22 protein-coding genes and 1 tRNA gene are annotated in these 22,493 nt (G+C 58.1%); 7 read left to right on the plus strand and 16 right to left on the minus strand.

Going from position 1 to position 22,493, the window contains the following annotated elements; genetic code table 11:
- Nucleotides 1–16: 16 nt before the first annotated feature.
- Nucleotides 17–922 (minus strand): FecR family protein, encoded by a 906-nt coding sequence (locus ACZ5YV_RS08060; protein ID WP_464787160.1) that lies wholly within the window; start codon nt 920–922, stop codon nt 17–19.
- A complete protein-coding gene (locus tag ACZ5YV_RS08065; RefSeq protein WP_464787161.1) occupies nt 919–1,479 on the minus strand; it encodes an RNA polymerase sigma factor in 561 nt (186 codons plus the stop codon). The genes ACZ5YV_RS08060 and ACZ5YV_RS08065 overlap by 4 nt, the downstream gene beginning before the upstream one ends.
- A gap of 213 nt (nt 1,480–1,692) precedes the next feature.
- Here ACZ5YV_RS08065 and ACZ5YV_RS08070 point away from each other — a divergent pair, with 213 nt between their 5' ends.
- A complete protein-coding gene (locus ACZ5YV_RS08070; protein ID WP_464787162.1) occupies nt 1,693–4,623 on the plus strand; it encodes a TonB-dependent receptor in 2,931 nt (976 codons plus the stop codon).
- Nucleotides 4,624–5,178: 555 nt separating this feature from the next.
- Here ACZ5YV_RS08070 and ACZ5YV_RS08075 read toward each other — a convergent pair.
- Nucleotides 5,179–5,910, minus strand: coding sequence for a S24/S26 family peptidase (locus ACZ5YV_RS08075; protein WP_464787163.1), 732 nt, complete (start codon nt 5,908–5,910; stop codon nt 5,179–5,181).
- 986 nt (nt 5,911–6,896) lie between these two features.
- On the opposite strand from ACZ5YV_RS08075, the gene ACZ5YV_RS08080 reads away from it, so the two are divergent.
- Entirely contained in the window at nt 6,897–7,082 is a 186-nt protein-coding gene (locus tag ACZ5YV_RS08080; protein ID WP_464787164.1) for a helix-turn-helix domain-containing protein, read from the plus strand.
- 10 nt (nt 7,083–7,092) lie between these two features.
- On the opposite strand, the gene ACZ5YV_RS08085 is transcribed toward ACZ5YV_RS08080, so the two are convergent.
- From ACZ5YV_RS08085 to ACZ5YV_RS08105, 5 genes are all read right to left on the minus strand, one after another.
- Entirely contained in the window at nt 7,093–7,521 is a 429-nt protein-coding gene (locus tag ACZ5YV_RS08085; protein WP_464787165.1) for a DNA -binding domain-containing protein, read from the minus strand.
- A 115-nt stretch (nt 7,522–7,636) separates the two neighbouring features.
- Nucleotides 7,637–7,831: a transcriptional regulator domain-containing protein gene (locus ACZ5YV_RS08090; RefSeq protein ID WP_464787166.1), complete on the minus strand. Its 195-nt coding sequence runs from the start codon at nt 7,829–7,831 to the stop codon at nt 7,637–7,639.
- Between the two features lies 1 nt (nt 7,832).
- Entirely contained in the window at nt 7,833–8,699 is an 867-nt protein-coding gene (locus tag ACZ5YV_RS08095; protein WP_464787167.1) for a phytanoyl-CoA dioxygenase family protein, read from the minus strand.
- The gene (locus ACZ5YV_RS08100) at nt 8,696–9,301 is read right to left on the minus strand and encodes an acyl-homoserine-lactone synthase (protein ID WP_464787168.1); all 606 of its coding nucleotides are present in this window, start codon (nt 9,299–9,301) and stop codon (nt 8,696–8,698) included. The genes ACZ5YV_RS08095 and ACZ5YV_RS08100 overlap by 4 nt, the downstream gene beginning before the upstream one ends.
- 182 nt (nt 9,302–9,483) lie before the next feature.
- Nucleotides 9,484–9,669: a hypothetical protein gene (locus ACZ5YV_RS08105; protein WP_464787169.1), complete on the minus strand. Its 186-nt coding sequence runs from the start codon at nt 9,667–9,669 to the stop codon at nt 9,484–9,486.
- A gap of 134 nt (nt 9,670–9,803) precedes the next feature.
- On the opposite strand from ACZ5YV_RS08105, the gene ACZ5YV_RS08110 reads away from it, so the two are divergent.
- Nucleotides 9,804–9,877, plus strand: a tRNA-Gly gene (locus ACZ5YV_RS08110).
- Nucleotides 9,878–10,192: 315 nt separating this feature from the next.
- Here the strand turns inward: ACZ5YV_RS08110 and ACZ5YV_RS08115 are convergent.
- From ACZ5YV_RS08115 to ACZ5YV_RS08140, 6 genes are all read right to left on the minus strand, one after another.
- Nucleotides 10,193–10,468: a hypothetical protein gene (locus tag ACZ5YV_RS08115; protein WP_464787170.1), complete on the minus strand. Its 276-nt coding sequence runs from the start codon at nt 10,466–10,468 to the stop codon at nt 10,193–10,195.
- A 260-nt stretch (nt 10,469–10,728) separates the two neighbouring features.
- Complete coding sequence (gene rfbA, locus ACZ5YV_RS08120) at nt 10,729–11,598, minus strand: glucose-1-phosphate thymidylyltransferase RfbA (protein WP_464787171.1); 870 nt, start codon at nt 11,596–11,598, stop codon at nt 10,729–10,731.
- Nucleotides 11,599–11,625: 27 nt separating this feature from the next.
- The gene (rfbD, locus tag ACZ5YV_RS08125; RefSeq protein ID WP_464787172.1) at nt 11,626–12,516 is read right to left on the minus strand and encodes a dTDP-4-dehydrorhamnose reductase; all 891 of its coding nucleotides are present in this window, start codon (nt 12,514–12,516) and stop codon (nt 11,626–11,628) included.
- A complete protein-coding gene (rfbB, locus tag ACZ5YV_RS08130) occupies nt 12,513–13,586 on the minus strand; it encodes a dTDP-glucose 4,6-dehydratase (RefSeq protein WP_464787173.1) in 1,074 nt (357 codons plus the stop codon). The genes rfbD and rfbB overlap by 4 nt, the downstream gene beginning before the upstream one ends.
- Nucleotides 13,587–13,589: 3 nt before the next feature.
- The gene (gene rfbC, locus ACZ5YV_RS08135; RefSeq protein ID WP_464787174.1) at nt 13,590–14,153 is read right to left on the minus strand and encodes a dTDP-4-dehydrorhamnose 3,5-epimerase; all 564 of its coding nucleotides are present in this window, start codon (nt 14,151–14,153) and stop codon (nt 13,590–13,592) included.
- Between the two features lie 60 nt (nt 14,154–14,213).
- Nucleotides 14,214–15,350: a polysaccharide biosynthesis/export family protein gene (locus ACZ5YV_RS08140; protein ID WP_464787175.1), complete on the minus strand. Its 1,137-nt coding sequence runs from the start codon at nt 15,348–15,350 to the stop codon at nt 14,214–14,216.
- Nucleotides 15,351–15,527: 177 nt separating this feature from the next.
- Here ACZ5YV_RS08140 and ACZ5YV_RS08145 point away from each other — a divergent pair, with 177 nt between their 5' ends.
- The 4 genes from ACZ5YV_RS08145 to ACZ5YV_RS08160 all read left to right on the plus strand — a co-directional run bounded on the left by ACZ5YV_RS08145 (nt 15,528) and on the right by ACZ5YV_RS08160 (nt 18,474).
- Nucleotides 15,528–16,691, plus strand: a complete 1,164-nt coding sequence (locus ACZ5YV_RS08145) for a KpsE/RkpR family capsule polysaccharide export protein (protein WP_464787176.1) — start codon at nt 15,528–15,530, stop codon at nt 16,689–16,691.
- A 71-nt stretch (nt 16,692–16,762) separates the two neighbouring features.
- Nucleotides 16,763–17,491 carry an ABC transporter permease gene (locus tag ACZ5YV_RS08150; protein ID WP_464787177.1) on the plus strand — a complete coding sequence of 243 codons (729 nt, stop codon included), beginning with the start codon at nt 16,763–16,765 and terminating at the stop codon, nt 17,489–17,491.
- Nucleotides 17,488–18,135 (plus strand): ABC transporter ATP-binding protein, encoded by a 648-nt coding sequence (locus ACZ5YV_RS08155; protein ID WP_464787178.1) that lies wholly within the window; start codon nt 17,488–17,490, stop codon nt 18,133–18,135. Before ACZ5YV_RS08150 ends, ACZ5YV_RS08155 begins: the two co-directional genes overlap by 4 nt.
- 57 nt (nt 18,136–18,192) lie before the next feature.
- Nucleotides 18,193–18,474, plus strand: coding sequence for a hypothetical protein (locus ACZ5YV_RS08160; protein ID WP_464787179.1), 282 nt, complete (start codon nt 18,193–18,195; stop codon nt 18,472–18,474).
- Nucleotides 18,475–18,894: 420 nt separating this feature from the next.
- Here ACZ5YV_RS08160 and ACZ5YV_RS08165 read toward each other — a convergent pair whose 3' ends face one another.
- Both ACZ5YV_RS08165 and ACZ5YV_RS08170 read right to left on the minus strand, forming a co-directional pair.
- A complete protein-coding gene (locus ACZ5YV_RS08165; RefSeq protein ID WP_464787180.1) occupies nt 18,895–19,098 on the minus strand; it encodes a hypothetical protein in 204 nt (67 codons plus the stop codon).
- 302 nt (nt 19,099–19,400) lie between these two features.
- Nucleotides 19,401–22,367: a glycosyltransferase family protein gene (locus ACZ5YV_RS08170; RefSeq protein WP_464787181.1), complete on the minus strand. Its 2,967-nt coding sequence runs from the start codon at nt 22,365–22,367 to the stop codon at nt 19,401–19,403.
- Between the last annotated feature and the right edge of the window lie 126 nt (nt 22,368–22,493).

A 22,493-nucleotide genomic window follows, 5' to 3' on the forward strand; every position in this document is an offset into this window, starting at 1 on the left:
TTCGCTGCCGCTGCAATCACGATGGGTCGTCCGTTGAGCCCAGGACAAGTTCACGATCGGACCGGTGAACAATTCGCACCTTCAGCAGTGCACATAATGCCTCGGCGAATGCCTCTTGCCGACCGGTTCGAAAACTACCCCCAATCAACCGAGAGCCAGTCCGCGGATCGGCTAATTTGACCTTCTGCGTGGAATAGCGGTTTGCCTCGATGATCGCATCAGAAGCACTGGTACCGGAAAACTCCATCCGGTTGTCCCTCCAGGCGGTTTCCCCTTGAATGTCCGCAAGCTTTTGGATTTTGGATTGCCCGTTCGACCTCAGCATAAATTTCTGCCCCGGCTCCAGCATCCTGCGCTGGATCGGCCGACCCTTCATGCCGCCGAGGGTATCCACCGCGACCCTCCCTTTCAAAAGCGTCACCATCTGCTTGTTTGAGGCAACGGAAACAACAAATTCCGTACCCACGGCGGTCACCATCATTTCACCGCTGGAAACTTTGAAAGGGCGTGCAACATCATGCGCTACCGCGAAATTGGCGCGTCCCTTGAGGAGCTTCACATGCCGCTCGTCATCCGCGAAGGACACAGCTATTGCGCTGTCCGTGTCCAAGGTGGCTTCCGATCCATCGGAGAGTTGAATGCGTTTCGTCTGGCCGACTGCAGTGGCGAACGTTTCACGTTCAAACCGTGGCTGAAAACTGTAGGTTGCAAAAAAGGCAAGCATGCTCGCCGTTATGATCCCTGCAATAGCGCCTTTGGGCCACCACCATTCCGCGAGGTTCCGGCGCGTAGCTTGCAGGCGTTCCCGTCCGGCCATGTAGCGTCGGGTTTGGAAAATGGTCTTACTGTCGCGCAGCGCGTCAATGATCAGCCAGACTTGCTCATCCCGATGTGCGCTATGACGCGGATCGCTGCCGTTCATTTCTCGCATAGATCCTCCGCTTCATCAAGGCGAGCACGACAATGTGCCAGCGCCCGGCGAATATGTTTTTCAACCATGGATATGCTGATGTTCAATCGCTCAGCAATTTCAGCATGACTGATGCGATCGAAACGATGCATAACCACGGCCGCGCGTTGCTTGGCAGATAGCTCCGCAAGAGCCTTCTCCACGATCGCCAATTGCTGGCGGGCTATAATCTCGCGCTCTATTGACGGTGAAAGAGACGGAAGAAATTTGACATTTGCATCCCCCGCTTCCACGCGCTGGCGCACTTTGCGAGCACGTTCACGATCGCACACGACGCTTCTTGCCGCTTTATGCAAAAAACCGCTCGTGTCGCGAATCATTACCCGATCAGCTGACTGTGACAGTCGCAAATAGGCGTCTTGCACGACATCGTCGGCTTCCAGGCCAAGACGGAACCTAGCCCTGACGAACCGCATCAACCGAGCATAATGGTGCGCCGAATCTGTAATAGCTCGGTCGGGCGTAGAGGGATCATCCCCCGCCACCTTCAAACGATAATCGCGTTTCATCCGGCCCCGCCCTTCCGCTACGGGGCGCAACACCAAAACCCAATGCGTTCGTCAATCCGATTAAGAATTATTTTACAGCCATGGTGCGGGTCGAGCCACATCGTACGTCATCCACTCGCTACTTAGTGCGCGAGCGAATGTTCGCACAAACGTCCGGGGGGATGTGTGAGGTTTGTTGCCAAAATGGCGGTTGGTGCCAGTCTCATGTCTGGCATGTCCATGCTCCTCGCAGCCCCGTCGGCGATGGCGCATGCGGCCCAGACAAGCAGGCGCTACGCAATTGAGGCGCAACCTTTAGGCAGGGCACTTCAGTTGTTTGCCCGTCAGTCTGGGATTCAGATCCTCTTTGTGGGTGATGACGTGGCGGGCAAGCGCTCGCGACCGCTCAGGGGTACGATGAAGGCTGCAGAAGCCCTCAACCGTCTTATAGCGGACAGTGGACTGCGCCCCGTTTCCATCAGTGCGAACGTAATCGTGTTGCAACGCGGCGGCAACATGACGGACCGATCTCGGCCGGATGCCGCGACCGCTCAAAAGTCGTCTTCAGCGAGGTCGTTGCATCTCCGCCCCAACGATCGCATCGCTATGCCGCCGCCTGCAGATATCGTGGTGACAGGATCGTTGATCCCTCAACAATCGCAGCCTGTTCCCGTCAGCATAATCACTGACGAAGCCATCGCTGAGCGAGCGATCACGAGCCCATCAGAACTGACCCGGCTGATCACAGCCAATTCCGGTTCAGAAACTCAGGTTGATCAGCTTAACCAGCCTCTCACGGCCGGGACTGCTCAGTTCAACCTGCACAATTTGGGGCTGGGGTCCACGCTCATCCTTATTAACGGTCGCCGCCAAACGTTGAGCGCCGTTGCTGCAATTGATGGCAGCACATTTACCGACATCAACTCCCTAATGCCCCTGATTGCTTTGAAGAGGCTGGAGGTGGCAAAGGACGGCGCCGCTGCCACCTATGGTTCCGATGCCGTCGCAGGCGTCGTCAATTTCATAACTCGAGACGCAGTAGACAGTCCGGAGATACGCACGCGTATCAATTTCATGGACGGCGCCCGTCAGATCGATATAGGAGGCATTGCCGGAGCAAAACTCGCAAGTGGCGAATTGATGATCGCTGCCTCTTACTACGGAAGCACACGCTTAGCTGCCTTTGAGCGTAGTTTCGCGCGCGCGCAAACGTTCGACCGTCCCTCGTGGCATTCGGATTCGACATTCGGGCAGCCGGGGTCGTATTTTATTCCCAGTCAACAAGAGTTCGTACCTGACCCCGATTGCGCCAACCCTGCATTCCCTAACAGCTATCTAAACAGGCCGGCGGATACCTTCTGCCACTTCGACTTCTCGGAATATTATGATCTGGTGCCGAAAGAAAGCAGAACACAGCTGTTCAGCACATATAATGTACACATCGGGGATAGCGTAAAGCTGAACCTCGAGATGGGCTACGCGAATACCAGTTTAACAGTGACATCCTCTCCGTCCTATCCGATTCTAGCCGTCGCGCCGGTGGTACCATCCTCCCACCCAGACAATCCATTTGGAGAGGATGTGCTCTTTCGCGGCCGTCTCCTCGGCAGCAATTCGGGGCCTTCGACCAGCAGCTTCAACTATGACACATTTCGTGCAGCTGGCGGATTGAGCGGCGCGTTGGGTGGCAATCGACGCTGGGCTGTAGATATGACCTACAGCCAGCAGACGGTGCGCTACAATAAGCCGGACACGATGGCATCGGCGCTTCAGAGCGCCCTTAACGGACTGGGAGGCGCCGACTGCAACCCTGTCACAGCCGTTCCTGGTGTGGGATCCTGTCAATATTACAACCCCTTTGGATCCGCGGCGCTCGGGACGGGCACGGTCAACAGCACGGCTTTGATTGACAGCATGATCGGGACGACAGACCTGCGTGGCCGAGCATCGCTGCTTACGATCGATAGTCTGGTAACGGGTGACGCGTTCAGGTTTTTGGGCGAGATGGCGCAGGGCGCACTGGGCACGCAATATCGGCGGCGCACATTTCGGCACGACTGGGGTCCGCTCGTCAATGCAGGAGAACTCATCACGTTGGGAAAGGCGCCGGACTTTCAGGGCACGCAGGAAAACATCTCGATTTTTGGCGAACTGAAACTGCCGTTCGGCAAGACTGTACAAGCCCAAATATCGGGCCGTTTCGAACAATATCTTCATAGCTTCGCTAACTTCAGCCCTAAAGTTGCCCTACTCATCCGTCCAAGCGCATCCGTCTTAATACATGGGTCTTATAGCGAGGCCTTCCGCTCGCCTTCAGTTTACCAGCAGATCGCCGTCCAAAATTCACAGCCAGCCATCAACGATGGCGGGACGTTCGTCTTCGTAAACGCCCAGACCTTCGGCAATCCCCGCCTGCGGCCGGAAAAGTCGATGAGCTACAATATCGGAGCAACGGTGCGCCCCATCGAGGGGCTGGAGCTGAATGTCGATTTCTACAGCTTCGACTACGAGAACCTCATTGTCAAAGAAAGTCCGCAGCCGATAGTCGATCAAGCGGCCGCCGACACAAGGGCTGGGCTCATCAACACAGCGGCCCAACAGCGGATAACGCGCGATGTAAATGGGACAGTGAACCTTATTCAGCTAGGCTTTATCAACGCCTCATCCGTGAAAACGCAAAGTGTTGATTTCTCGGCGCGCTATATTTGGCAGACCAGAATGGGAAAGGTCGAGGCAAAAGCCGCTTCAACTTATGTCAGAAAATATGACATTCGCTTATCTGCTGTCGAACAAACATTGAGCGGCGTCAATAGCGTCAACTTCAACAACCTGGCACGGTCCCTGCCGAAATACCGATCGGATTACAGCATCTCGCTACAATCTGGACCACATAGGCTGGCGTTCTTCGGCCATTATATATGCGCCTATTCCAACGATAGAACCGGGATAAGCAACTCCCGCATTAAAGCCCAGCATATGTTCGATGTCGATTATGCAGTTTCGTTAGACACATTAATCGGAAAACCTGGCATGCAGCTCAGCGCCGGAATCCTCAATATAACGAACCGGGCGCCGCCTCTCGCGGAACTCAATCTTGGGTATGATCCAATAATATATGATCCGCGGGGGCGGATGATCACGCTTGGCCTACAGGCAGAGCTTTGATGGGATCGCGTAAGGGCATGTTCACTCGTACGCTCGACGCGTCCTCGCTCGAGCAGCCCAAGAACAGTTCGAAGCTGGACAGGCTGTACCTATGTACAGGGCAGTTCCCCCATCTATTTCGCGTTATACTACCACGCCGAACAATCCACGATAATCGCTTGATCCTACCACGAACAAGTAAATCATTCAAAACAGTTGAAGGCTTTGAGCGTTCATGAATTCCTATACAGACCTCGCCCGGACAATTATTGCACGGCTGGAAGAATATTGTGTAACAATCATCCCCAGGGCGAATGGAACAATATCCTTCTTTGTGCCATCCCCCGGTTTCCTGGACAGGCCGAGCGTTGATAGTGAATATATTCAGGGAACGCAGGACGGATCGATCCGCGAACTGCAATTTTTGATAAGGTCCTCCCCTCAGCTAAAACAAGCGGTTATTGATATGATTTCCTGTATAAGCGACACGTCCATGAAGAGTGGTATTACATTATAGATATTAAGCAGATAAGCATTACCCACTCACCAATTGCAGAGTTCGTGTAAATATACGTCTCATATAGCCTCATCGATCATACCGATAATTGGAAATACTTGGATTATATCGCTGCGGTGGATCGTGACGCCAACATTGTTCCGGTACTGCAGCAGGGTGATGACGTTGCGATCTCGCATCTTCAGGCGGCCCGTTGTCCAAACCGACATTCGCGTTTCTTCGCGCAGGTTGACCAGGACATCCATTCCAAGGGAGGCTGGTTTGACCCTATCGAGGATCACCCTTTCTCCAGCGCGGAACCGAGGTTCCATCGCTTCGCTTGGAATGAAAACAGCGAAATAGCGGTTTGCCTCTCCCACAAGATAAGGGGCCGCCATGTAAGCAACTGGCCGGGTAAGATCGCATTCCCAAAGCTCGAGCTCACGAAGATTGGAAACCTCCGCCTCCTCTGTAAAGAGCAAAGTGGTTGCATATACTGGAATTTGGTGGCGCGAAGGGAGAGAAAGCGGAGCTGGGTGTTCTTGTCCCGCGCCATGAACCGGAACATTTCCCATTTGGTTTCTATCGATCTCAAAAAGGGAAATCAGTTGGGGAAAGGCCTCCCTAATCTTGGCGATACTACGCGGCGAGAGCGAATAACCAACTGAAGGCGTCGGATACATGCGCGTGAGGGTGGAGGGCGCCAAACCAGCGCGGCGGGCAATTTCGGTAGGCGAAAGCCCCGCCTGCGAGACAAGGCAGGCAATGAGGCTTCGAGCTTTTTGCTGATCCCAATCATTATCGAAAGACATTTATCGCGCGCCCCTTTGAGCCATTGGCTTCTTGTTTATTGACGCGAGCGACCCTCGCGCATTTTTGTATCGGCGCCTAACGTATCCCGCCGTTATGAGAGCGAAAAGCCTCTTGCGCAAAAGAGTGTGTCGAAATGGCATGCCCCCATCCCGCGTCAGAGCGGGCCAGATACACCGGCATCCCTTTTAAGCAAGATGATCGCCCTCCCCGTCCCCGGCAAGGTCCTTCAATGAGTTTGCAAATCCTAAACGACATTTGGCGGATGGAGAGCACTTTGGACCCTGACCACGCCCCTCCCCGTGAACGGGTGGGTGGCACGAGGGGCTAAGAGGTTCGGCCAGACACCGCCAGGGCATGGCCCAAGTGAGCGCATGGAAGGCGGGGCGAAAGGGGGTTGGCTTCGCCCGCGACGGACCCAGCCGGAGCCCCGCTCGCAATCACCACAGTGGGAGAGGCAGAAACTGCGCCGCTACGCAGGGCCGCGGCGTCTACAGACGGGCCAGCAATCGTCACCGCGAGACTGAGATCCCAAGGGCTGGGCAGCGTGTGCAGGGAGCCGTAGAGCGATCGCGCGCCAGCGCGAGGCGTCGATCCTGCTAGTTATTCTCGCTGTCCGAAAGCCAGAATCGCACTCCCCAATCCGTCCCCGACGATCCACCGAGCCCGTTCTAAATGCGAGGTCCAACATTCCTCGGCGCCGATAGCTGCGGGATCGATGCCCATCAGGGTTCGAGCCGCATCCGCCCAACCCAGTCCGGCCTTTTCGGCGTCGAGCAAGGCGGCGTACAGCGATAGATGCGAGCGATCATAACTGACCACATTGCCAATCGGCGCTCGATGTAAAAGTTCAGTCCTCATCTGACTCTCAGATCACGATTGCACTGTATACAGTGTAGCGAAATACAGTGCAATCGTGTCGCTGGAGGTTATGTCCAGCCGAGACAATTTAGCGCGAAATCTTCGTCGTTTAAGGGCTGCTCGCGGCATGTCTCAAGAGGCCCTTGCCCACGAGGCGGGCATTCATCGCACCTATGTTAGCGCGCTGGAGCGCTGTGAATACAGCGCTAGCGTCGATCGCCTAGACCGGCTCGCTATCCAGTTGAATGTTCCAACTTATGTGCTTCTGATGGATGAGCTGCCGCCTGATGTAGTTAAGTCCGATATTAGCTGACCTCTTCCAGTCATCTCAATGCGGCCCCCGGCCCCGCCTTCACCATCGCTTCCCCTGTTGCCACCAGCCGCCGCGCGCGAGACTTCCGGTGCTCACCATCGCCTGGCCAATCCCCTGCCCCCAAAATCAGATCGGCAATGTCGCGCAAGCTAGCGCCTGATCTCCGGGCGTCCAGTGCCCACAGGCCATGCAAGGCGCGAGCGTGCCGTTCACTGGGAAGGCTTGGCGTAAGAGCATCCGAGACAAAATTGGCAAGCGCCAGAGCCGCCCTGGTCTGCGCTTGCAGGGCGGGTCCAACCACCAATTCAATCCTGACCGATACAGGCCCAGCGGCGAGCGTGCCCTCAACAGCGTCAAGACGGATGACATGGCCCGCATGATCGATGCGCACATGCTCGGTCGCCGAGCCCTGCACGATCCGCGACACATGCCGTCGCAATTCAAGGCCTTGATCACCGCTACGGCGGCCGGGCTGCGCACGAGCCACAAGAACGCGCGGATCGACGCCCGCCGACCAGACTGGCAGGACATGGGCGCAGGAGTGCGCCGGATTTTCAGGGAAAGTGCAACCCCCAACGGGCGGCAAAAGCCGGAGAAGCCGCAATCGGCCGCTCCGGCTTCAGCGCCAGCGCCTTGAATGCCTCACGGTAGGCCAGGTCGCGGCGGAGCACCTCCCAGGACAGCGCTGAGCGGCCAAGCCGCCTGACCGCGGCATACGCCTCGGGATCGACAGGCGATGCAGCAATCATGTCATCCCATCTCGCCAAGTTGCCCGCAAAGGAAGGCGGCCACCGCCTCTTCCTGATCGGGCCGCAATGCGTCGATCGCCGGGATATGATCGGGAATATCGCCCCGCAACAGGATTGAGGGACACTGGCCCTCGACATTGCCGAGGTTCGGCCGGTGCTGCGCGTAACCCACGAGTGTAGCGAGTTCGCGCGAGAAGCGCCGCGCGATGGCGGGCGGGTACACAAGCCATTGAAGCTCGAACGGCTTGAGCCAGCCCAGGCAGTAGCTGATGATGATGCCGCGCCGGGGCACGGCGGTCTCGTTCCCGCCGCCGCCGTGAAGCGTCGATCCCAGGAACAGCAGCGCGTCGCCCGGTTCCACCAGTGGTACGACCGCCTCTTCCTCGCGCAGCAGGGCAGCGTGCTGCTGGAGGTGACTGCCGGTCCAGAGGCGCGTTCCGCCATTTTCCCGCGTGAAGGCCGTCAACGGCCACATCACATTGACAAGATATTCGACCGAGCCCTTGGACCCCTGCCACATATCCTGGTCGCGGTGGGGCAGTTGCGGCAGGGCGCCAGCATGTATTTCGATCGCCTGGGTGAGATTGAGGTTGAAACGCTCGCACCAGGGCAGCAGCATCTTGCTCACGACATCGAGGACCAGCGGATGCATGACCAGGCGCTCGGCCAGTGGTGATCGAGCGAGCAGGCCGCCAAAGCGCCGGGTCCGTTCGCCATAAAATGGGCCTTGGCAAAGCGGCGTAGCGGCAAAGACTGGTTCGAGGTCGGCCTGCAGGGCGTTCAACGCTGAGGCGTCCAGCGCATGGCGAATCACGCACCACCCATCGCGGCGGAGCGTCGCAGCCTTGTGATCGACAAGCGCGCTCATGCCGTCACCTCTGGCTTCTGGGGAACGTAGGTGCCGGTCCATCCGAGACGCAGCGGCGTGTCTTGCTCGATGTGGACCATGAAGGCGCCGACCGCACCGCCGGACATCGGCACGGAAGGACCCAAGGGTTCTGCTCGCCAGCCCATCGCGAGGACCTCCTTGCGGAACGCTTCGGGAATGACGCCGGTGTAGCAGTCGATTCCCCGCTCCAGCCCACAGTCCACCATGGCGGAGATGAGCTGGTTGCGTAAGGACCTCCGCCGCTCCGCCCCATGACGCTGCGGCAGGCAGAGGCGCGTGCTCTCCCAGATCCCGTCACCGGCGGGAACGCCAGCTGGGCAGAGGTGCTGGAAAATCGTTCCGAGCATGTGCGGGCGATTGGTGGGCAGAAGCCGCAGCGAGGCGGCATGCTGCCCGTCCTCACCGGTCAGGATCATGTAGACGGCGCCATGGGTGTCGAACTGGTCCAGTTCATATCGTCCGTCGACCACGGGCACGTCCCATCCGAAGAGATCGACGAAGAGTCGTTTGCGGTCTGTGAACATGGAATTGAGGAGCGGCTGGCAACCGGCCGCCAGATGATTGTCAATTATATGGAGCATGAGGGCTTCCCCGGATCGTAACTGACGCATCCAAAGGAAGCAGGAGGGAGAGAGTCCCGACAGCCCGGGTAATTACTCGGGTTGACGTGGCTCCAATTCGTGAAAGCCGACTTCTCCGGCGAGAACGGCGCTGACAACCAGTCCCGTCCGGTCGTGCACCTCGAACAGGCGGCGGGCATCGGTCAGATAAGGGCAATGACCTGATCGGCGACTTCAGCCTGCGAGAGGCCAAGCAGGAGTGGGAACATTTCCGCCGCGCTCATCTGACCGGTCACGACGCGGCTGGGCAAAATCGGTATCGCGCAGTGTTTCAGGCGGGCGGCTGAAAGTCCTCTCTGCATGGTCCAGCGGCATTCCAGCATCAGCATCGACCACATGTGGGGCAGCTATAAACAAGCTGGAATGAAAAGGGCCTAGATGGTGCGTAAAGGCGGCGATACTGGGCCTCGCGTTTTGATATTGACGGGAGCCGTGAAAAAATGGCAGGGCGCTGGGCCTGCGGGCGGGTATAGCTCAATGGTAGAGCACTAGCCTTCCAAGCTTGTGATGCGGGTTCGATCCCCGCTACCCGCTCCAGCAGCCCGGTCTACAATAATCTTCGGCATCGGCCAGACACGCTGCCTTAAGACAGAAGGCTGCGAAGATAGCGACCGTGGTCGGACTTGCCGAGCCTCGCTATAGCCCACTCGAGTTCAGCATCTCACAAGGCGCTGTGATCATCTGTTCTCAGCCCAGCGGTGCTATGCTTGGATTACGGTCGCGGATGGTGCCTTTGCCTGATCGAGCACTCTCGACATCATACCGGCCGGTGAACTGACCTATGTCACGCGCGTCCGGCCTCCCAACCGTCGGTGTTCGCTCGCAGCGACAATCGTTCTCATGAAGGGCTGACTATTCACGATCGCTCAAAGCAGCATCTACCATGAATCGCCAAATATTCGCCGCATCATTCAAAAAAGCGTCATTCGATTCATCCGGGCTAATGTGGCGGACGATCTCAGCACCGGATTGGATCATGATTTCATCGGGATCGCGAAGGGCAGAAATCGCAACACGGGCGTTTTCCCGATACATGCGCCGCAGGAGTTCCGCGTCCGGATCGTCCCAATCCCACTCGGGTTGGACAGCATCATACATAGCCTTGGCGGCGCGTTCGATCGGCGTCATGAGCGGACCATAACATAGGTAGCCGGCAGCGCATGAGTGAATTCCCCTCGGGACCCGAATCACCTGTGCATCAAAGCCGTGCCCGTTTGACGGCCGGCAGTCTTCACTTTGAGCGCGTCGATTGGGAGCATCTCGCGCCTCCCACCACAATCAGTGCTCAAGCGCCATAATATCCATCCGCCGTTCGGCCCTTCGTCAGAAAAGTCCCGCCGGTTGGCCTGCCAGCATCGATAGCAGCAGTTCGGCGATCGTCCTTCCAGCTACGTGTCAGACAAAACACCGCGTAAATAACGGGCGTAATCGGATTTACCTAGTTTGCCGATGGCTTTCTCAAAATCTACAGCACCGATGAATCCTTGGCGGAAAGCAATCTCCTCAGGGCTTGCGATCTTGAAGCCTTGGCGTTTCTCAAGCACCCGGACGAATTCCGCCGCGTCGAGCAGACTATCGGGCGTCCCAGTGTCGAGCCAAGCAAAGCCGCGGCCCATGATCTCGACATTGAGCTGCCCCCGCGCCAGATAAACGCGGTTGACGTCGGTGATCTCCAGCTCGCCGCGTGGTGAAGGCTCCAGGTTCGCGGCGATGTCCACCACCTGCTCGTCATAGAAATAGAGCCCGGTGACCGCCCAGTTGGACTGGGGCTGCGCTGGCTTTTCCTCGATCGACATGGCCTTCATGGACGCGTCGAAGCTCACCACGCCATATCGCTCAGGATCGTTCACATGATAGGCGAAGACACTCGCCCCAGTCTTCCGGGACGAAGCGCTAGCGAGCAGTTCAGGGAGACCGTGGCCATGATAGATATTGTCGCCTAGGATCAGGGCCGACCGCTGCCCCGCGACGAAATCGGCGCCGATGATATAGGCCTGCGCCAAGCCATCGGGGCTCGGCTGCTCGGCATATTCGAACGACATGCCCCATTGCGATCCGTCGCCCAGCAGCGCCTGGAAGGCAGGCAAATCGCGCGGGGTGGAGATGATCAGCACCTCGCGGATGCCCGCCAGCATCAGCGTGCTCAGCGGATAATAGATCATCGGCTTGTCATAGACCGACATCAGCTGCTTCGAAGTCGCCAGCGTCATCGGGTAAAGGCGAGTGCCGCTGCCACCGGCGAGGATGATACCCTTCATGCGTCGTCGTTCCTTTTCGGTGGGGAGTCAGTCTGCCGCAGGCTGGAGCCGAGCCATCACGTTGTCCAGCGACCCGTGCCAGTCGGGCAGGGCCACGCCATGCACTTGGCGGATCAAGCCGCAGTCGAGCCGGCTATTGGCTGGCCGGGTGGCCGGGGTCGGATAGTCGGCGGTGGTGATCCGCTTAACCCGCACCGAAGGCCCGCCCCGCGCGGCGGATGCAGCGAAGATCGCCTCGGCAAAGTCGGCCCAGCTCGCCTCGCCACTCGCGGTCATGTGGAAGGTGCCGCGCAATTCAGGATCGCTATCGGCTACCAGATTGGTAACGACCCGGATGATGCCGTCGGCAATGTCTAGCGCGCTGGTCGGATTGCCCTGCTGGTCGGCGACCACGGACACCTCGTTCCGGTCCCCGGCGAGGCGCAGCATCGTCTTCACGAAATTCGCGCCGAAGGGGCTATAGACCCACGCCACGCGCAGCACCGCGCTGTTGTCGCCATGGGCGGCCAATACCGCCTGCTCGCCCGCCAGCTTGGACGCGCCATAGACGCCGGTCGGCCCGGTCGGATCACTCTCGACATAGGGGCGACTGAGCGTGCCGTCGAAGACATAGTCGGTTGAGACATGGACCAGCGGCACGCCCAGCGCCTTCGCTGCCGCCGCCACTGCGCCGGCGCCGGCGCCGTTCACCGCATGGGCGAGGTCGCTCTCGCTCTCCGCCTTGTCGACCGCAGTATAGGCCGCCGCCGAGACGATGGCGTCGGGCGCGGCCGCCTCCAGCACGCGAATCACCGAAGCCGGATCGGCCAGGTCCAGCTCAGGCCGGCCCAGCGCGATCACCTCATGCCCGGCGGCGGTGCCACGCTCGATCAGGCTGGTGACGACCTGCCCCGCCTTGCCGGTGACGGCAATCCTCACGCAGTCACTCCGGAGGCAGCAGGAGCAGCGTTCAGCCCCAGCCTCTGGCCGTCATAACGGTCGCGCAGCGGGCGCCACCACCATTCATTCTCCAGATACCAGCGCACCGTCTTCTCGATGCCGCTGTCGAAATTCTCCTGCGCGCGCCATCCCAGTTCCGTCTCCAGCCTGGTCGCGTCGATAGCATAGCGCGCGTCATGGCCGGGACGGTCGGTGACGAACTCGATCAGCCCTTCGCGCGGGGCGTCGGCGGGGACCAGTTCATCCAGCACCGCGCAGATCCGCCGCACCACGTCGATATTGCGCCGTTCGTTGCGCCCGCCGACATTATAGGTCTCGCCGGGAACGCCCTTTTCGATGATGAGGTCGAGCGCGCGGGCATGGTCGTCGACATAGAGCCAGTCGCGCACATTCTCGCCCTTGCCATAGACGGGCAGCGCCCGGCCCGCGAGCGCGTTGAGGATGGTGAGCGGGATCAGCTTTTCGGGGAAATGGTAGGGGCCGTAATTGTTCGAGCAGTTCGACACCACCACCGGCAGCCCATAGGTCCGCTGCCAGGCTTTGGCGAGATGATCGGACGCGGCCTTGGACGCCGAATAGGGCGAACTGGGGTCATAGGGCGTGCTCTCCTCGAACAACCCTTCGTCGCCCAGCGAGCCATAGACCTCGTCGGTCGAGACATGGAGGAAGCGGAAGGCGTCCTTCGCTTCGCCCGTGAGGCCATTCCAGTATCGGCGCGCGGCCTCCAGCAGGGTGAAGGTGCCCACGACATTGGTCTGGATGAAGTCGGCCGCGCCGGTGATCGAGCGGTCGACATGGCTTTCCGCCGCCAGATGCATGATGCGGTCGGGCCGGAAGCCGGCGATCGCCTCGTCCATCGCCGCGCGGTCGCGGATATCGGCCTTTAGAAAGCGGTGGCTGGCCTTGCCCACGACGGCCTTGAGCGACGCCTCGCACCCGGCATAAGTCAGGGCATCGACGGTCAGGACGTCATAGCCCTTTTCCAGCACCAGATAGCGAACAAGGGCCGAGCCGATAAAGCCGGCCCCGCCGGTAACGATCACGCGCATGAATTATTCGCTCCAGGTGAAATAGGCGGGAAGATCGGCGAGCAGCGGCTGCTCGCGATCCTTCGGCGAAAGTGTATCGGGATCAGCCACATCGGGCCAGCTAATGCCGATCGCCGGGTCGTCCCAGCGCAGCCCCTTGTCGCACTCGGCGCTGTAATAGCCGGTTACCTTGTAGCAGATAACCGTATTGGGCTCGATCGAGCAGAAGCCATGGGCAAAGCCTGGCGGAATCCAGAGCTGCTTGCCATTGTCGGGCGTCAGCGTCTCGGCCACCCACTGGCCATAAGTGGGAGAGCCCCGACGGACATCCACAGCGGCATCGAATAGTGCGCCAGCGGTGCACCGCACAAGCTTGCCTTGGGCATGCGGCTCGCTCTGGAAATGCAGGCCGCGAATAGTGCCCGGACGGACACTGCGGGATTCGTTGTCCTGGACGAAGATCCAATTGCCGCAATGCGCGGCGAACAGATCAGCTCGAAAGGTTTCCGCGAAATAGCCTCGCTCGTCCCCAATATGGCGCGGGGTGAGCAGTCTGACGCCGGCAATATCGAAGGATTTGATCTCCATCATCCCACTTTCGAACAGAAAAGCAGGCGACCATTGTGGCGTCGCCGGCAAGAGCCTCAGTTACTGTTTCACCGCCTGCACCGCTGCGGTAACGGTCAAGATCGGAGAAAACAGCTGGCTGATCAGCTGAATAAGTTTGCTAGGCTGGTTTGCCGCCGCATTGCCGAAATAGAGCACGTCCTTGTCCCGCATGGCGAAGCGCTGAGCGAGGAAATAGGAACCCGTTTTCATCATGTTGAGATGATAGACCTTCGGCACCTCATCGCCCTGCGCATCACGGACATAGCGGAATACAAAGATTGCCGCAGCATTGCCGACACCAGGATTGACGCCACCCGCATTGGCAACCGCCTCTGCCAGCGAAACCGTCGAACGGCTGAATGGAACTTCCTCGACCCGGCCCGGAGCGCCCAGCACCGAATAGGTGCGAGGATTGTTGATCAGCGTCAGCCGGTCGCCTGGATAGGCCCGCACATCGAGCCTGGGATTATCGACAAGGTCGTTGATACGCACATCGACGCTCTGCTGGCCCCGCACGATCCGCAGCAGCAGATCCTTAGCGTTGCCTCGATAGCCGCCCGCCAGTGCAATTACGTCGGACAGGGTTTCCCGGTTGGTCTGCAACACGAGCCGGCCCGGCTTGGCCACCTCGCCTCCTACGATAATCGAATTAGTGATGGCCTGGTTCAGCGTGACGATCACCTGAGGGTTCTGTGAGAGGCGCGCCAGCGAATTGCGGATCATCGCCTCGACCTCACCGGTCGTGATCCCTGCCACATGAAGCGTGCCAGCATAGGGAATAGTGATGTCACCCAGATCATCGACCCGCGTCGGCGGCAGCTTCTGCACCTGTACGCCGGGGTTGGCGACAATCTGGCTCATCCCCCCACCACCACCGCTGGCGCCAGAGAAGAGGGTGACCCCCGCTTCGTAGATATTGATGTCCAACACATCACCCGGACCGATCATGTCAGTCGGCGGGGGCGCCAAATCGGGCAGCAACCCCGTCGCTACAGCACTTGGTCCCGGCACATCCGCGATCGTGTGGATCGGCACGACCTGGATCGGCATCATCCCATCTTTGGGAGCAGCAGCCGATTTTTCGATCTGCCCTCCAGTAGGGCCGCTGGACGGCAGCGTGGCACACCCCGCAAGTCCGGCGAGCAGGGATAAATAAACGATTTTCTTGACTTGCATCGCTAATGAACTCGGAGGCTTGCGGGCTCGATGGGCCGACGCCTTAGCATCAGGATTCGGCGATGGACAATAGTTCCTCTCGCGATTGCGTCAGCAAAACGCGCTTGACCTTGCGCGCCGCCCCATGTTGGCCTAGCGCGAGGATGATTTGGTTCTCTCGAGGCGCTGCAAGATTTTATGAACGTCAATCCATCGTTCCCAATCGACGCCGACGCACCCGTCCAGCATTCCGCCGTAGTTCATTGGCTCAAAAAACGGCGGTGGTTCCTGCTGATGGTGGCGCTGCCCACCCTTGTGGCGGTGCTATATTATGGCCTGCTTGCTTCTGACGTCTATGTCTCGGAATCCCGCTTCGTCATCAAGAGCCCTGACCAGAAACGGTCACAGATGTCGACGCTGGCCAATTTAGTGCAAACGACCGGCTTGTCGGGCGGGCAGGAACAGACGAACGAGGTCCTGACCTATGTCCGCTCCCGCGACGCGCTCAAAGCGCTGGAGAAGACCGTTCACATCCGCGACAAATTCTCGACCTCGCAGGCGGATTTCCTAAGCCGCTTCCCGCAGCCATTCGCTGACAACAGCTTTGAAAGCCTGTTCAAATATTATGGCAGGCGGGTCGATGCGCGCTTTGATGTTGAAGCGGGCACTGCGATCATCAAGGTCGAGGCCTTCACCCCGCAGGACGCCTATGTCGTCAACCGCCAGTTGCTGGACCTGAGCGAGGGGCTGGTCAACCGGCTTAACACCCGCGCGCAAAGCAAGGGCATAGCCGAGGCTCAGAAGCAGGTCGACGTCGCGACCCAGCGGGCCAGAAATGCCCGTATCGCGCTGGCGCAATATCGCAACTCCCAGGCACTGATCGATCCGACCAAGCAGGCCGGTGGCGTGCTAGAAATCGCCAACAACATGATCGCGGAACAGGCCGCGCTTCAGGCGCAGTTGGATCTGATGCAGCGCCTCACCCCCGCCAATCCCTCGATCCCGGCGCTACGCAACCGCATTGGGGCGATCTCCGTGCAGATCGCATCGCAGAACGGCCGGGTCGTAGGCACCGGCAGCGGCATCGCATCAAAGATGGGCGGTTATGAAGATCTGTTGGTCGAGGAGAAATTCGCGACGGAAAGCCTGACCGCAGCCAACGCTGCCCTAGTCCAGGCGCGCGCCGAAGCTCTACGCCAACAATTTTATCTGGAGCGTGTGGTCGATCCCAACACGCCCGACACACCCATGCTTCCCAAGCGCTTCCTCAACATCCTGATCGTTTTCGCTGCATCCGTATGCCTCTATTTCATCGCCTGGATGTTCATGATCGGCGTTCTAGAGCATGCGCCAGAAGACTGATCATGGAGAAAAGCGCGTTACATAGACTACGCGATAGCTGGGCTGTCCAGGTACGCGTCATTCATGCCTTGATGATCCGCGAACTCATAACCCGCTTCGGGCGGGAAAATATCGGCTTCCTCTGGATCATGGCAGAACCCCTGCTGTTCGCAGGATTGGTCGGGGTGCTCTGGCATTTCACCCACGGCTCTACCGAACATGGGGTGAGCGTGGTTGCGTTTGTAGCCACAGGCTATATCCCGATCACTTTGTTCCGGCATGGCGTATCGCGCAGCGTAGCCATTTTCACCGTCAATCAGAGCCTGCTCTATCACCGGCAGATCAAAATCGTCGATTTCATCTTAGCGCGGTTCATCATCGAATTGCTCGGCGGCATGATGGCCTATCTTTTCATGGCGGTCGTTCTGATCGGCGCCGGTGAATTCCCCATCCCCGCAGATCTCGGCCTCCTGATTGCGGGTTGGCTGCTGTATGCCTTTTTCTGCTTTTCACTATGCCTCATCATCGCCCCGCTTTCGGAAGTGTCCGAGGCCATGGAAAAATTCATCCCTGTCACGACGTATATCATGATCCCATTTTCAGGGCTGTTCTACATGGTGTCTTGGATGACTCCGGGCACCAGGGAATTCCTGCTGCTATCTCCATTCGTGAATGGTATGGAAATGATGCGGAAGGGGATTTGGGGCGATCAGGTGACGGCCTATTATAATGTCTGGAACCCCATCATCTGCTCAGCGATCGCGACCTTGATCGGCCTCATCCTCTGCCGCCGTATTCGCCGGAAGTTGACCGTTGAATGATTATCTGCAGCGACATCACTAAATCATATTCTCACGGCGGCAGGCATAAGCGGGTTCTGAACGGCGCCAACCTTGTTATTGACCGGGGTGACCGAGTGGGCCTTCTAGGCCGCAACGGGGCTGGCAAAAGCACACTGATTAAATTGATCGGTGGGGTAGAAATGCCGACCTCCGGTAAAATCATCCGCAAAATGTCTGTGTCTTGGCCACTAGGCTTCGCCGGAGGATTTCAGGGCAGTCTGACGGGTTTCGATAATGCCCGTTTCATCGCACGGATATATCAGCGAGAATATGCTGTTGTTCGGCGCTTTGTGGAAGACTTTACTGAGTTGGGCAATCAGTTGCGCATGCCAGTAAAGACCTACTCATCCGGCATGCGCGCGCGTCTCGCTTTCGCGCTGTCGCTGGCGATCGAATTTGATTGTTATCTAATTGACGAAATAATTTTGGTTGGTGACCAGAATTTTCAGCGAAAATGCCAAGTCGAGATGTTCGAAAAGCGTCAGGACAGGACGATGCTTGTAGCATCGCACAGCCCTGAATTCATAAGAAATTTCTGCAATAAAGCCATCATTATTCATCATGGGCAGGCAACCATGTTTGACGATGTTACTGAAGCTGTCGCTCAATACGACCAATTGTAATTTATCTGATCGGACTACCCGATGTGCGGCGAGAAATTCGTTCCAATGCATAAATAAATGACGCGGAAGTTCAATCAACCGCTACAACATCTTGCAGTTCTGCGGGTTAGCAGAACCGAACGCCAGCCAAGCTTCGCGCACAAGTCGAGCATGTGTTCGCTGGCAACAGCGCTAAATGGGCCTGATCGTACGCACCACGGAATCGCCCGCCACCATCAAGATCGGGAAGCGAACCTGACCCATAACTTCCAGCGCCTGATCCGGCTCGAGGGCGAACTGCGCCTGCGGATACGAAACTGGCTGAAAAAAGCCACCTTTGTCAGCAAATCATCCGATTAACGCATTGAAAGCGCAGCTTCTTACTCCTGGCTCTAACCGCGCGTTACTTTCACCCCGAATTACCCGGTCCGTCGAAGTATCCAGTTTACCTGCGCACCGCTACCGGATTGCCTTCATCGTCCGTGCTGATGTCATCACCGCGATCAGACTGGATCATGATCCACGCGTTCCGGCATGTTTCGAACCATCCGGTATCGTCCATATCTTCTAGCCCGGGCGACGTAGATAAATGCCGCACACAGCTTTCGTATAACCCGTCTTCTTGCAACCTCACAGTTCCCGCAGAATTAAGTTCTGAGGACTGCTTGACGACAAGAAGCGTCGCATCGCCAACTGCCCGTAGCCGGTTCAACATCGATCGCAGCAATTCGAGCGACAGTTCGGTGTTACTTCTCACCACATATATTTTAAGGCATAATTTCAATTCAGAGATGAACTGTCCACCAAGTAATTGAGTTTTGCGTGCTCTTGCTCGATAATCGGCAGGCGCTCTTCTCCCGGCTGGAGAAATATCAGCTTTCCATTTTCAGCGCCGATCTTCACGGTGGTGTGCCAGCGCAAACCAAATCTTGCGTCTTGAACCATGGTTCCATCGGAGGGAGTCAGATTACCACTTTGGTACATTCCTTCAAAATTGCCGTCGAGCGCTGCGATCAGCTCAGCGAAGTCTAGGATAATACTTCACTTGAATAGTCCGCCTGTGGAGACGCCTGATCTTTCCAGAATGAAGCCAAACTCACAGTTGCTCTTCAAACTTTCAAAGTGTGCATGTGCCTCGGCACGTCAGTCTCCCGACTCAATGTTCTGCGTTAAATGCCTTCTCAGGTCGGCAAGCCTTAGCGTCTGCTGACCCATCAAATGAACGCAAACATTTTCCCCCAATGCCTTGGATAGCGCCGGCGCTCATCCGAGTGCACTGGCTTTGCTCAGCCGCTGAAGCGTCGGCCCAGCAGTCGGAGACCGAGTTGGCGCTGTTTGTGAGGTTGCACAACCTTCGCCAGTTCCAATTCGTTCCTCATGTGCTCCAGCTCAGCCTTCGCACCTTCTAGTTCATCGATCGTGGCCGCATGCTGGCGTTGAAGATCAAGGATTTCATAGGCCTTCGTCTGCTCGAGCTCCCGCGTCAGCCGCTTGACCGTCTGGCGCGCTTCTAGCGCCTGATGGGCTTGGATTGCGACCGCGCGCTCCATCTGCCCCTGCATTGCGGACAGGACATGCCCTACTGCGGGCCCGCCGGTCAGCGATGCGAAGTGCTGGTACTGTTCGAGCCGGTCAAATTTGTAATCGTGTAGCGCGGGCGGCTGAACATCCGTGCCCTTGCCGTCGAGGATGCGGTTGAGCTGCTCGCCCATGACTTTGAGCGAATGATGCTTCCTAAACCAGTCGACTGCTACGCGGGAATCTCGCGCCAGGCGATCGGCAGTCACCGTGGCGATGGCGTCTTCGAATTCCTTCGCATTCCGCCAGGTCAGAACCGTAGGGTACATGACATCGACGCCACCGTGGAACCGCGACATGTCGCTGCGATGCGCAAGGATGGGCGTGCCGGACCCCATCGCCTCGACCGTGGCCAGCCCACCGCTGAGGGGGAAGGACGAGATGTAGAGATCGACATTGCGCTCCACCAGCGTAGTCCACACGCTTTCGACCCAGGGAATGTGAATGAACCTGTCCGGCTCGATGTCGGCCGCCTTCAGGATCGCGCGCAGGCGCTCCAGTTCCTGCGGTGGGATGCCGCCGATGTGCAGGTGGTTGCCGGCATCGGCCTTGAACCGCAGGATCATCAGGTCGATGTACTGGAAAGCATAGCGACCGGAAAACTTGTTATAGCTCCCCGACGAACAGGTCAGCAGAACACCCTTCGCCTTGAACTTAAAGTTTTCGGCGCGGAACGCCTTGTCCTTGATCGAAAGGGGAAGATAGACGTTGTCCTTGATGCCCTCGTGATCGCGGCAGCATTCGAAACCGATGTTATGCAGATCCACGTGAACCGCGCCGGGCAGGTTCGCGCCATAGCACAGATTGGTATCGGCATGGTGGATGAAGAAGACCGATGAGCGTTGCAGCCAGTGCGCCATGGCTGCGATCATAACCGCATCTTCGTGGTGATTGAACAGCAGGATGTTGCGAGGGCAAAGTTCGGCCAGTTGTTCCGACAGCCATTGCAGCTTGGCAGGCAAGGGACCACGCGGCGCGGAGCGGAACTCGCAGGTCCGTTCAAACCGCGTGCGAAGCGTTTCCACATCCGCATGATTGAACAGATCCGTCAACAGGATGACGCGCCGGGTCGTCGCATCAGCCCTCACCGCGCTTTCTAGCACATGCGTATGGCCGCCATGACCCGCCAGATGGCTTGCGACGTAGACCGATACTTCCCTGGTGCCCGTGTCCGAAGACCTCTCGCCCATGGCGGCACGACCAATTTCGAGGCACAGTTCGTCCAGACGGGCGGAACCGAACAGGCGTGTCAGGGTGCCGGGATCATGCCAGCGGGCCTGAGCGTAGACCACCAACATGTTGAGCGCCGTTTCTATCTCGCCGCGCGCGATGCAGGTACGAATCGTCAGTTCAAGCTGATCGAGATCCGTCGCGGCATGCCGGGCGCTGTCGGCGGCGACATCTGGGACGAAGCCGGCCGGCAGGCGCTCCATCGTCATATGGATGCGCTGGCGGACGGATGGGGCGTGCAGATCGGCCAGACCAAGGACCGAAATGATGCGGTCCTTGTAGTCGAAGCCCTTGGCGACCAGGCGGTTGCAGCGTGCCACGATCTCCATCCGCTCAGCCGGATGATCGAGGTAATACTTGCACAGTTCATGCAGGTGCGAAATGTCCCGATAAGTCAGCACCGGGCAATCGTCGCCGAATATCCGGTAGAGATCGGAATCTTCCTGGTGCCTCGTGATCAAGAGCGCGTTGGACGCCATCGCCTCGATCACGCGGCCGCCGACCGAAGTCCTGTTCTGGATGTTCGGCGTATCGATGGTGATGAGCGAGCTTTGATAAGCCTTCAGCAGTTCGGGCTGGGTGTTCAGCTTGCTGTCGTACTGGAACATCTTTTCCGCGTCCCGCAGCAGAACGAGCGGAATGATCCAGTCATTCTTGCCGAACACCGCGATACCCAGATCCCGCAAGCTTACCACAGCTTCCAGACGGTCGCGGGTCGTGATGAGATCGGACAAGACGCGCTTGAAGTCATCCGGGCGCATGCCGATCTGCTCGATACTGTCAGCCACATCGTACTTTGCCAGCGCTTGGCGGATGTCCAACTGATGATCGACCATCAGGTCCCTGGTGATGCTTTCGATCGCCAGCGGGCCATGACTGCCTTTGGCTCCGAGATGCTGCAGAAGGTGCAGCGCCGGGCTGACATCCAGATAACTTCCGATGAACGAAATGTTATGCCGCGGGTTGGGGGCCATGGCATTGAACAGATCGATGGACGTAGCGTGCGGCAGGAAAACCGGCTTTTTCCGCAGCTGCGGGCAGGCTTCCCCGACCTTGCGCGCCAGCTCCGAATTGTAGCAGACGACAAGATCTTCCGGGTCGAACGAATTCTGCCAGGTTCCGAAGCTTTCATGAACGAAATAATGTTCGACATCGTCGAACAACCACCTGACTACCGGGACCATTAAATAATCGCGGACAGTCTTGGTCATCCCGTGGTTGTTGATCGATATGACCATGTCGGGCTGCAATTCCGCAATCCGATTGATGATGTGCTGCTCAGTGGAAGACGATCTGACCTTGGTCATGTCTTCGCCGACTATGTCCGAGCCCACCATGACGTGAAGCGGAATGCCGAGCGTCTCGAACGCATCGATCATCCCGTTCCAGGGTGAACTGAAGTTCAGGGATGCGTCGCACTTTGGGAAGATCGCAAGGACTGTCATGATCTGCTGTTACCGATTGTTAGGAGAATGACGCGAATGATGGGATGGGCATTCCGATTGGAAATACGTCCTCGATCCCCTACCGTGGCCCTCTGTCATAATAGAACGATCGGAACAAAGGCGGCA

The organism is Sphingobium sp. TomTYG46, from assembly GCF_055396345.1.